Origin of the sequence: Microcoleus sp. B6-A1, assembly GCF_036705085.1 — a bacterium.
In the GTDB taxonomy this organism is placed as follows: Bacteria; Cyanobacteriota; Cyanobacteriia; order Cyanobacteriales; family Microcoleaceae; genus Microcoleus.
The window spans coordinates 1-11,210 of record NZ_JAUBTU010000146.1; the positions used below are offsets into that span (position 1 = coordinate 1).

Below are 11,210 nucleotides of genomic sequence, written 5' to 3' on the forward strand. Positions count from 1 at the left end.
TCCCCCTCCCCCCCTCCCCCCCTCCCCCTTTCTCAAAAACTATTTTTTCCTTCCCCTTGCTCTCGGCTTCCTGTAAAGTAAATAATTGTAAAGAAATATGAGTTTTCTCTTATCCTCTGGTTAAGACCGCCAGCTAGCATTCACAATTAAGACCCGGATTATAAGTTCCTATGTCACAGCTTTTCCCGCGAAAATTTCTAGCCTCTGTTGCCGCATTTTTTCTGGCTTTGTCTGTGTGGACGATCGCACCTGCGGCCCACGCTTTCAATAATCCCGATTTGTTGCCGTCAACTCAGACGCCGATCATTGACTTAGCTAAAGCCCTTACGGATATTGAAGAACAAACTTTGGCAAAAAATTTAAAGGCATTTGAAGCCGAAACCGGCTGGAAACTGCGAGTGCTGACTCAGTACGATCGCACGCCAGGTTTGGCGGTCAAAAGTTATTGGGGGCTAGATGACAAGAGTGTGTTATTAGTTGCTGACCCGCGAGGGGGCAATTTGCTCAATTTTAATGTGGGCGACTCGCTGTATCCGCTGCTGCCGCGCACTTTTTGGGTGGAACTGCAAACCCGCTACGGTAATCAATTTTTTGTGCGGGACAATGGCGAAGATCGAGCGATTATTGAATCTTTGGAGTCGATAGAAGGCTGTTTGCGTCAGGGCGGATGCCGCGTGGTTCCGGGTTTGCCAAGGGAACAGTGGATTCTGACGTTAATTACGTCGGTGGTTGGCGGCGTCATCTGCGGGTTTGCGGCTCAGCCTCGGAAGCCGGGACAGGTTGTGGCTTGGCAGTGGGCGCTGATTTTTTCGCCGCTGTGGGGCATTCTGTTTTTCGCTTTCGGACTTGGGCCTGTGGTGACTCGGACTTCTGACTGGTTGCCTGTGGTTCGGAATGTGGCCGGTTTTGCGATCGGAGCTTTGGTGGCATTCCTGACTCCGGTGTTGGGCAAATCTTCTTCATCGTCGGAAACTTAGTTGTCAGTTGGTAGTTGGCAGTTGCCAGTCAACAGTCAACAGTCAACAATCAACAGTCAACAGTCAACAGTCAACAGTCAACAGTCAACAGTCATCAGTCAACAGTCAACAGTCAACAAATGACTAAAAGCTGGTAAGCTGATACCTGACAACTCACAGGCGACAGCTATCCAACAAATGGAATGGCACGTAAGCGATGCCCAGAGTCTGGGATTAATCGATAACGAAATTGGCGACCACGGTTTTTCAGCGGCGGAGTACGAAATAGTCCGCCGCGTGATTTATGCGACTGCTGATTTTGAGTACAAGTCTTTAATTAGTTTTTCCGATCAGGCTTTGCAGGCTGGGGCGGCAGCTTTGGCTGCTCGGACTACGATCGTGGTAGATGTGCCGATGGTGCAGGTGGGCATTACGCCACAAATCCAAAGTACCTTTGCGAATCCGGTTTACTGTTCGATGGAGGCTTTGACACGCCCCCAAAAGGAAAGGACGCGGGCGGCTTGGGGGATTGAAACTTTGGCCAGACGCTATCCTGAAGGGATTTTTGTGGTGGGCCAGGCTCAAACTGCTTTGTCGGCGATCGTAGATTTGATTGAATCTGAGGAAATTCGACCGGCTTTGGTAATTGGGACGCCTTCTGGGTTTGTAGGGGTGGACGTGGCGAAGTCGCGGCTGCATGATTCGATGATTCCTCACATTCGGATTGAGGGCCGCAAGGGTTCTGCGGTGGTGGCTGTGGCTATTGTTAACGGGCTGGTGGATTTGGCTTGGCAAGCTTACGGCCAAGAGGGGAACAGTTGATGGAGAAGTCAGCAGTCAGTAGTCAGTAGTCAGTAGTCAGTAGTCATTCTATCTGTGAGATCGTTTCCGGTTGCATCGGAATTATTAGCCAAAATTTAGGACACGGCAGTGCCGTCTCCTCGCTTGTCATTCCTATAATAACGGAATTGATATGAGTTCCGAGAAACCGGGTTTTTCACCTTAATTTGCGACTACAACCAAGTATCTCCCCAAAACCCGGTTTCTGCCCACGCACCCGTGCATAAGTCCCAGATTAATAATCAGCGGACGATCTCCTTTTTGTGCTTCTATTGTCATTATCTCGCTCTCGGTCTTTTTTCCTACCTTTTTTAATTTGCTGGCTCATCTCGACAAACAAATCTCTGCGTAAATAAGGATAGTCGCTCACCCACACGTCACGGCTGGGAATATAAATATCTGAAACTTTGGCAATTCTGCCTAAATCTTCTTGATTTGACATAATTAACATTAAAGCAGCTTGGCCGGGGACAATTCCTTGGTGATCCTTCCGCAATGGAGCTCGAAGTGTAGTAGTAAATCCGGTTTTGTCACCAACTTCTAAGTTGATGCGCGGTTCTAGGTTGTCAACTATTACGAGTTGTCCTTTTTGATTGACTGTTTCTTCTTGACTTGTGACTTCATCTGTAATATATATATCCAAAACTCGTCCTTGCCAAAAACCGCAGTATTGATATTTGCGACATTCTGCATTCCGCAAACTCGCCCACAAAATGGGGCCCCACAGCCAGTACAAACCAGCTATCAATCCGGTGATTAAAACTAGCGGCGCGACATCGGAACCGGCGAAGTTGTAGACTACCAGGAGGAAAACTACGCTGACTGCAGAGATTAACATTCGCCTCAAAAAATCGGGCGGTTTTCCCCAGATATATTTGTATTGCGCTCCCGTGGCGACGGCGGGAATTAGTTCTTGAAAGGTTTCGCGGGTTAAGGGAATTAGCATAATTAGTCAGTTGGCAGTTGGCAGTTGGCAGTTGGCAGTTGGCAGTTGGCAGTTGGCAGTAGTAACAAGTTACCAATTACCAATTACCAATTACCAATTACCTACAGTATTTTTTCCAATCCGTAAACGAGCGATCGCAATTCAATGACTTTGCGTATAGACAGCAAGACTCCGGGCATATAACAAGCTCGATCGCTCGTATCGTGTCGTAAAGTATAAACTTGACCGACGCCGCCAAAAATTACCTCTTGGTGGGCAATTAAACCGGGTAAACGGATGCTGTGAATGCGAATCCCTTCATCGGCCAGTGAACCTCGAGCTCCGGCTAATTTTTCGGTTTCCTCAACTTCTGGCAGATTGAAAGTTTTTCCCATCTCTGCTAACATTTGGGCAGTTTGAATTGCCGTGCCACTGGGGGCGTCGGCTTTTTGATTGTGGTGCAGCTCGATAATTTCTACGTGTTCAAAATACTGAGATGCCGTGACGGCGGCTTGTTGGAGCAAAACCATGCCGATCGAGAAATTGGGTACGATCAAACAGCCGATGCTCGCTTTATCAGCGAATTCAGCTAAGTTTTCAATTTGCTTGCTGCTCAAGCCAGTAGTGCCGACTACCGGGCGAATGCCGTAAGCTATTGCCGATCGCACGTTTTCATAAACTGACGAAGGGTGCGTAAAATCTACCATCACGCCTAACTGCTTTTCCTGAGCTGCTAATACCAGCATTCCTTGCAAGTCGTCAGTGATGGGAACTTCTAACGGGCCACATCCGGCTAATTCGCCGGCATCGGCGTTGAGACACTCAGGGGAGCGGTCTACAGCCCCAAATAAGGTCATGTCACTAGCATGGGCGATCGCCTTAATTACTTCGCGGCCCATTTTGCCTGCAGCACCGTTAACAATCACCGGAATCGGAAGTTGATTCGCCATAATCTCAAAAATATCCAGAAAGTTCGATCGAGTAAATTTTAACGCTTGTGGGAATTTGGGGAAACAAGGAATGAAAGACAGGATTTGTCGGCAAATCTTCAAAAACCCGGTTTCCCATTCGAGAAATACTTTGCCTGCATCGAGTAATTAGCTTAAAGAAACTCGGTGGCGGCACAAGTTCTGAAAAAATTACATTCAATCTCATATTAAGCTCAATTCTGTTAGAACAGACTTGTGCAAAGCTAATTTGCACCGACATATTTTTTCTGTGACTGCCAAATTCTCTCGAAATCTTCGATATGTCATGTCTGTGGCAACTGGCCTCAACCTGAGTTCTCAAAAACGACGGGTCAGGATTTTGCCTGCAATGCTTGCGGGCGCGACTGTAACGCTGCTGAATATGGTAGTTCGGCAGTTGGGAGGCCTGCAAAGCTGGGAGTTGGGGAGTTTTGACTCGTTAGTGCGCTTGCAGCCAGATTCCGGCCCCGATCCGCGACTGCTGGTAGTGGAAATTTCTGAAGCCGATATTCAAGCTTTGGGGAGATTTCCGGTTTCCGACAAGACGATCGCTCAAACCTTGACAAAACTGCAAAAGTATCAGCCAAAAGTCATCGGTTTGGATTTGTACCGGGATTTGCCTCAAGCGCCGGGACACCAAGAATTGCTGGCCGCGCTGAAAGCACCGAATGTGGTGGCGATCTATAAATTGAGCGATTCAGAAAGTCAGGGAGTGCCTGCGCCTCCGGGGATACCGCCCGATCGAGTTGGTTTTAACGACTTCGTGCTCGATCCTGATGGCGTTGTACGCCGCAATTTGCTCTCAGTCTCGCAACCAGAAAAGAATACTGCTTTCTCATTTTCTGTGCAAGTGGCTTTGTTGTATCTCAAAGACAGAGTACAGCAGAAAAATAGCGCTGTTCATCCTCACCAAATCAACTGGGGAAAGGCAGAATTTGTGCCTTTAACTTCTAACAGTGGCGGCTATGCAAATATTGACACCACAGGCTACCAAATTCTGCTCAAATACCGTTCTGGTAAGGAGGTGGCGCGACAAGTCAGTATCAGGCAGGTATTGAACGGGGAAATTGAACCAAGCTGGGTTAAGGACAAGATTGTGCTGATCGGGACGACGGCACCGAGTACCAGAGATTTGTTTTTGACGCCTTACAGCCCGGTTAAAAAGCAAAGTCCGAAAACGCCGGGGGTGTTGCTGCACGCGCAAATGCTCAGCCAAATATTGAGTGCGGTTTTGGATGGACGATCGCTGTTTTGGGTGTGGCCGGAATGGGCGGAAATTTTGTGGAACGCTGCTTGGGCGATGGTTGGCGGGGTTTTGGCTTGGCGGATTCAGCATCCTGGGAGGGCGGGATTGGCTGGGGGTGCTGCATTGATGGGACTTTTGGGGATTAGTTATGGGATTTTTACTGGGGGTGGGTGGGTGCCGCTGGTGTCGCCGGCTTTAGGTTTGGTGGTGACTGGTGTGAGTGTCAGTGCTTACAGGAAGCTTTACGATGCTTTTCACGATTCTCTAACAGGTTTGCCCAACCGGGATTTGTTCGTGGATTGCTTGGGGCGGGCGATCGCCAATACTAGGGGCCGCCACAGCCATCTGTTTGCGGTGCTGTTTCTGGATTTAGACAGGTTTAAGGTGATTAATGATTCTTTGGGTCATTTGGTGGGGGATGAACTGCTGATGGCGGTGGTGCTGCGGTTGAGGGCGATTATTGGCTCCGGGGATACTGTGGCGCGGGTGGGGGGTGATGATTTTGCGATTTTGGTGAGGAATATTGATGTTGACAGTGCTGTGGATTTGGCCGATCGAATTCACAAAGCTTTAATTGTGCCTTTTGAGTTGAATGGGCAGGAGGTGTTTGTGACTGCAAGCATCGGGATTGCCCTGGGGGGCGAACCCGCTGCTAATGTCAGGGAACAGCCGGAACACTTGCTGCGGGACGCCCACACGGCGATGTACCGGGCGAAGGCTTTGGGAACGGGAAGGTATCAGGTGTTTAATGCTTCGATGCACGCTTTGGCGGTGGAGAGGTTGCAGTTGGAGACGGATTTGCGGATTGCCCTCAAGCGTCGGGAATTTTTGCTGCACTATCAGCCGTTTGTCTCTTTGGCAAGCGGGAGGATTATTGGGTTTGAGGCTTTGGTACGCTGGCAACACCCGCTGCGGGGTTTGATTGGGCCGATCAAGTTTATTCCGGTGGCTGAGGAAACGGGGGCAATTGTGCCGCTGGGTGAGTGGGTGTTGGAGGAGGCTTGTCGGCAGTTGCGACTGTGGGAGGAAATGTTTGGTTTCGATCGAGCTTTGATTATGAGTGTAAATTTATCTGGGAAGCAGTTTGCTCAGCCGGATTTGGTCGATCGCCTGAAGGTGATTTTGGAAACAACGGGTTTGAGTGCCGAGAGTTTGAAGTTGGAGATTACTGAGAGTGTGGTGATGGAGGATGTGGAGTCGGCGATCGCGGTTTTGAAGCAGATGAAAGCGTTAAATGTCAAGTTGGGAATTGATGATTTTGGCACTGGTTATTCGTCGTTGAGTTATTTGAGTCGGTTTCCTACGGATACTTTGAAGGTTGATAAGTCGTTTGTGGGGCGAATGGAGATCGAAAGCGAGGGGGAGAATGTGGCGATCGTGCGGACGATTGTAGCGCTGGCTCATGCTTTGGGTATGGATGTGATTGCTGAGGGTGTGGAGACGGCGGCACAATTAGCCCGGTTGAGGTCGATCGGCTGCGAATATGGTCAGGGTTATTTTTTTGCTAAGCCGTTACCGAGCGAGGCTGCGACTGCTTTGATGGCTTCCGAGCCGCAGTGGTAGTTGTGGGTTATTAGTTATTAGTTATTGTATAGCCTTTCTCAGAAAGATGAGGTACTCATGGGCATAGGGATCCGTGGGCATAGGGCATAGAGCATACCTCACCACGCTTGAGAACCGCTATACGTTAGAGCTAAAATTGAAAGTCGATCGGGTTCCCAAAGCAAATCTCTAATATGTTAGGTGCTAAAATTAGGGTTATGTCAACAAACATGAATCTGAAAAAAAATGTCAGCCATATCGTTATCGCTACTCGAAAATTAACAGAGTATCCTCTTAATTTAGATAGCGCTCTCGATAGCGATAAAGCTGTAATATTTCAGCCTCGTTTAGGATTAAATCAATAAAACTATGACTTACTGTTAGCACCGGTTTCTACTAAAACTTTTGATGCTGAAGCAATTATATCAAATCCGTTAGGATCGTCAATTAAATAATTTCCCTTTTTTCTTGTGGGATGGGCGTCCCGCCCAGAAAGGACGGGCGGGACGCCCATCCCACAACAGTCATGAAAAGTGGATTTTATTTAGTTCTCATCCCTTAGCATCGGAATAGTAAATTCGAGTTCACTGTTGACGGTGTAACCGGAAAGGAGATTACTTGTTATTCTACAGATATCGATCGTTGCCCGATCGCCCTTAGCTTAACCCTCTTCTGTCACTTTCGGTAGAGATTATTATCCTACTCCTATTCTAATTAAAGTAGGGTGCGTCGCCACCAGAATTCTGATTATTTACGACTATCAATGAGCGACGCACCATACCGCTATACTCTCGCCCGAAGTGACAAAAGAGAGTTAAAATGGTGTTTCTGCCTGTAGGTATAACCTTTCTCCCAACTGCGGATGCTCAAACGAAAGTTCCCGCGCGTGCAAGTGTAGCCGGTTCGCAGCAGCCCCACATCCGTAAAGTCGATCGCCCAAAATCGGTATCCCCAACCCTCGAACATCCGCTGCATGAACCCTCAATTGATGAGTGCGTCCCGTCAGCGGCAAAAACTCGACGCGAGTAAAATTTCCCTCCATCGCCATTACCTGAAAGCGAGTAACGCTGGGTTTTCCGCACTCCCAATTGACTTGCTGGTAAGGGCGATTTTCGGGATCGCCCCAAAGTGGAAGATCGATCGTCCCTGTGTCAACATTTACAGTACCCGAAAGCACCGCTTCATAAACTTTGTGAACCTGCTTTTTTGCAAATTGCTGCCTGAGTTTACTGCTAGTTTCTTTGTCCCGCGCCAAGAGCAAAATTCCAGATGTTTCCCAATCTAAACGATGCACGACTGTCAAATTAAAACTATCCGGTAACAAGTTACGCAAACGACTAAAAACACTATCTTGATTTTCTAAATAACGACCTGGAACTGACAGCAAGCCAGAGGGTTTATTGACCGCAATTAACCATTTGTCTTCATAGATAATCGGTAGCATTTCGGTAACGGGCAAGATGCCCGTTCCACAAGAAATATGATGATTTGTGGGTTGGGCTTTTTGCCCGCCCGCAACGGGCAAGATGCCCGTTCCACAAGAAATATGATGATTTGTGGGTTGGGCTTTTTGCCCGCCCGCAACGGGCAAGATGCCCGTTCCACAAGAAATATTATTGCTTGTGGGGAGTAGGGGTTGGGCTTCTAACCCGCCCGTCAAACCCTCATTTATATTATTAGAAACAAGCGGATTTTGAGCCAATCCTGACAGCAAAAAACCCATCAACGGCTGACACCGATCGCCACAAGCACCATAAAATTCTCCCTGTATCTTATCGCCCGATGGCGGCCCCCACCAAAACTCAGCCATTGCCAGCGGTTTCAGATTGTGTACTGCCGCGTAGTGAAGCAATTTTGGCGCGCAGCAGTCGCCGGTGCCAGTGGGAATAGAATTAGTTGGCATCAATGAGGAGATCGAGATCGATTTCCCCAAAAAATTCATCAGAGTGTAAGCCGCGTGCATTTGCGTCTGAAGTTCGCGGGAAAGTTCTTTTCGCCGCTGTTTTAGCGCCCGCATCCGTCGATCCGCAGCTTCAATTAATTGTTTTAGCGGCTGCAATGTTTCATCCCGCTGCCGTTTCAATTGTCTGCGTTCCATTTTCTCCAAACGGCTTTCTTGATTCAGTTGTTCCAGGGCAATTTCTAGTGTTTCTGCTGCGAGAGTTTGACACAGTAACTGGCGTTTTTCGTCTCGCTGCTGCTTGCAATTGCGGTGCCGATCGCTCAAAACTTGCATTTGCACTTCAAACTCCCGAAATAAGGCTTCATACTCTTGTCGCTGCGGGAGTTGATTGAGTGCAATAAGTTCCTGTTTCATCGCCTCCAATTGAGTTAACGTGCGGGCTTCCTCGAAAGCCACACGATCTCGTCCCGGAATGGGTGGCACCCAGCCCTCAACAATGCTGCAACCGTTCAGCAGCCCGGAAAACGCTTTGAGTATCCCCTGTTCCCCCGAAGGCATCTCCACCAGTAATATGCCGTACATCTTCCCTTCGCGATCGTAGGAATCGTCAGCCGCCAGGTACTGCATCAAACCCCGCGCCAGATCCTCGGACATTCGAGTGCGCGGCAGTCTCAGCAGTTCGCCACTTTGAGGACAACGGCCTTCGTACCAATAATTCGGCTGCGAGTCGATCGACTCCCAATGACAGTCCGTGACATCTAAAAGCGCGTGCAATTCTAACATATTAAATTTGGTTTGAAATCTGAATTAGGACATATCTGCTTGTATTCTGGATGCTTTCGGTCAATCGAAAATCGAAAATCGAAAATCGACTGACCGTATTTTATAGGGGTGTACCGAAAGTGGGAAGGGTGCATAATTTTATACCTACTAGAATTAAGTAAAAATGATTGGTTGCACCAAGCCTGATATGCTAAATTTGTTTCAAAACAGCAGCGAGATTAAGAAAAGCATAAGTTAATATATAAGACCGCAAGCTTGTTATCCCACTAAATTTTTTATGTGCAAGGCGTATGCCAGACCTCTCGACTTCGGCTCCGGAAAACTCCTCAAACCCCCAACCAGCTCTGCTGCCGCCGATTTTAAGAATTTTTGCAGCATTTCCAGATTACGATCGGGGCAATAGATTGTACGCCGCAGGAAGGTACGAAGCGGCAGTCCTTTGCTACGGAAAAGCGGTTCAAATTAAGCCGGACTGGGCCAGGGCGTGGCTGAATCTGGGTAAAGCTTACAAGCAACTGCATTCCTACGCAGAAACCGTAGCCTGTGCCGATCGAGCTACAGCAATTAATCCGGAAGAATACTGGGCTTGGATGCTGCGCGGCACAGGGCTGTTAAGTTTGCAAAATCACTCAGAAGCGCTCGCGGCTTTCGACACCGCAATTCAAATCAATTCAGAAAAGCACGAAGCTTGGTATCAGCGAGGCAGAGTTTTAGAGGAATTGCAGCAGTGGGATGCAGCCGCAACCTGTTACAAAAAAGCAACCCAACTTCATCCGAATTTGCCCGCCATGTGGTATCGGCAAGGCAACGTTTTGGTTCAAGCGGAGCGCTATCCTGAAGCCGTGGCGGCTTTTGAGCGCGCGCTGAAACTCGTCCCGACTAATTGGGAAGCTTGGCTGAACCGAGGTTTGGCTTTGATGAAAGCCGAACGCTACGCGGAAGCTGTAACTTCTTACGATCGCGCCATTCAACTGCAACCACAAAATAGTCTGGCTTGGTTCAATCGGGGCATTGCTTCAGCCAAATTGCACAAATATGCAGAAGCGGTGACAGCTTACGATCGCGTACTGCAAATGCAACCCAACGACTGCGAAGCTTGGTTTTATAAAGGAATGGCTCTCAAACACCAGTGGGCCGACGCGGCAATTGCTTGTTTCGATCGGGCAATTCAAATTAATTCTTTGTATCCCGAAGCATGGATCGGGCGCGGTCAAACACTGTCAGAAGCGAGAGATTTTGAAGGGGCGATCGCTGCTTTTGACCAAGCCATTCAAATTAATCCTAATTTTCCCGAAGCTTGGCTGGGTAGAGGCATCGCCCTAGCAGGATTGGAACGCTACAAAGAGGCAATTATCGCTTACAGTAATGCCCTACAAATTGAAGGTAATTTTCTAGAAGCTTGGAACTTGCGAGGCGAAGCTTTGGAAAAATTACAGCAATACGAAGAAGCGATCGCCTGTTTTGATAAAGTAATCTCTCTGACTTCAGAAGCAGAAATTACATCAAAAGTAGGGTTGCAGCAAGGCGCAGCGCTGGAAAAATTGCAGCGTTACGAAGAAGCCGTCGCAGCTTACAACCGCGTAATTAAAATCGTGCCAGACAATTTTGAAGCTTGGTTGCAACGTGGCAACGCTTTGTCAAAATTGCAGCAGTACGAACAAGCTCTAGCATCATACGATCGAGCAATTACTGTCTGGCCGGACAACTATCAAGGTTGGGTACAGCGAGGTCTGATCCTAGGGGAAATGCAGAACTATTCCCAAGCACTCGTCGCTTTTGACCAAGTGATTCAACTCAAGCCAGACAACTGGGAAGCTTGGGCGCAGCGGGGCGACGTTTTGCAAAAATTGCAGCGAACTCAAGATGCCATTAGCTCTTACGGAGTCGCCCTCGAAATCAAACCAGATTACTACGAAGCTCTAGTTAGTCGAGAAGAATTGAGACTTAAGGGCACGATGTCAGGAAAGTGGTAAGGAATGAGAATTAAATAACTTACAATGCGTGATGGTTCTTGTGGGATGGGCGTCCCGCCCGTCCAGAAAGGGCG

The 11,210-nt window shown here is 48.4% G+C and carries 8 protein-coding genes; 4 read left to right on the plus strand and 4 right to left on the minus strand.

Features of this window, described 5'->3' with window-relative positions:
* Positions 1–170 precede the first annotated feature (170 nt).
* Positions 171–977: a TPM domain-containing protein gene (locus QUB11_RS30065; protein WP_333207298.1), complete on the plus strand. Its 807-nt coding sequence runs from the start codon at positions 171–173 to the stop codon at positions 975–977.
* Positions 978–1,154: 177 nt separating this feature from the next.
* Positions 1,155–1,778 carry a precorrin-8X methylmutase gene (locus QUB11_RS30070; RefSeq protein ID WP_333152258.1) on the plus strand — a complete coding sequence of 208 codons (624 nt, stop codon included), beginning with the start codon at positions 1,155–1,157 and terminating at the stop codon, positions 1,776–1,778.
* Between the two features lie 253 nt (positions 1,779–2,031).
* Here QUB11_RS30070 and QUB11_RS30075 read toward each other — a convergent pair whose 3' ends face one another.
* The 3 genes from QUB11_RS30075 to QUB11_RS30085 form a co-directional block, all read right to left on the minus strand.
* Positions 2,032–2,742 carry a phosphate ABC transporter permease gene (locus tag QUB11_RS30075; RefSeq protein ID WP_333152260.1) on the minus strand — a complete coding sequence of 237 codons (711 nt, stop codon included), beginning with the start codon at positions 2,740–2,742 and terminating at the stop codon, positions 2,032–2,034.
* A 101-nt stretch (positions 2,743–2,843) separates the two neighbouring features.
* Positions 2,844–3,671, minus strand: coding sequence for a 4-hydroxy-tetrahydrodipicolinate reductase (gene dapB / locus QUB11_RS30080; RefSeq protein WP_333207297.1), 828 nt, complete (start codon positions 3,669–3,671; stop codon positions 2,844–2,846).
* A 4-nt stretch (positions 3,672–3,675) separates the two neighbouring features.
* On the minus strand, positions 3,676–3,876 hold the full coding sequence (locus QUB11_RS30085) for a hypothetical protein (RefSeq protein ID WP_333207296.1): 201 nt from the start codon (positions 3,874–3,876) through the stop codon (positions 3,676–3,678).
* A gap of 99 nt (positions 3,877–3,975) precedes the next feature.
* Between QUB11_RS30085 and QUB11_RS30090 the strand changes: the two genes are divergently transcribed.
* The gene (locus QUB11_RS30090; RefSeq protein WP_333207295.1) at positions 3,976–6,498 is read left to right on the plus strand and encodes an EAL domain-containing protein; all 2,523 of its coding nucleotides are present in this window, start codon (positions 3,976–3,978) and stop codon (positions 6,496–6,498) included.
* Between the two features lie 793 nt (positions 6,499–7,291).
* Here the strand turns inward: QUB11_RS30090 and QUB11_RS30095 are convergent.
* Entirely contained in the window at positions 7,292–9,163 is a 1,872-nt protein-coding gene (locus QUB11_RS30095; protein WP_333207294.1) for a pseudouridine synthase, read from the minus strand.
* A 290-nt stretch (positions 9,164–9,453) separates the two neighbouring features.
* On the opposite strand from QUB11_RS30095, the gene QUB11_RS30100 reads away from it, so the two are divergent.
* Entirely contained in the window at positions 9,454–11,136 is a 1,683-nt protein-coding gene (locus QUB11_RS30100) for a tetratricopeptide repeat protein (protein ID WP_333392474.1), read from the plus strand.
* The last annotated feature ends 74 nt before the right edge of the window (positions 11,137–11,210 follow it).

Coding starts and splice junctions, on each gene's coding strand:
- QUB11_RS30065 (WP_333207298.1), top strand. CDS start 171: ATGTCACAGCTTTTCCCGCGAAAATTTCTAGCCTCTGTTGCCGCATTT.
- QUB11_RS30070 (WP_333152258.1), top strand. CDS start 1,155: ATGGAATGGCACGTAAGCGATGCCCAGAGTCTGGGATTAATCGATAAC.
- QUB11_RS30075 (WP_333152260.1), bottom strand. CDS start 2,742: ATGCTAATTCCCTTAACCCGCGAAACCTTTCAAGAACTAATTCCCGCC.
- dapB (WP_333207297.1), bottom strand. CDS start 3,671: ATGGCGAATCAACTTCCGATTCCGGTGATTGTTAACGGTGCTGCAGGC.
- QUB11_RS30085 (WP_333207296.1), bottom strand. CDS start 3,876: ATGAGATTGAATGTAATTTTTTCAGAACTTGTGCCGCCACCGAGTTTC.
- QUB11_RS30090 (WP_333207295.1), top strand. CDS start 3,976: ATGTCTGTGGCAACTGGCCTCAACCTGAGTTCTCAAAAACGACGGGTC.
- QUB11_RS30095 (WP_333207294.1), bottom strand. CDS start 9,163: ATGTTAGAATTGCACGCGCTTTTAGATGTCACGGACTGTCATTGGGAG.
- QUB11_RS30100 (WP_333392474.1), top strand. CDS start 9,454: ATGCCAGACCTCTCGACTTCGGCTCCGGAAAACTCCTCAAACCCCCAA.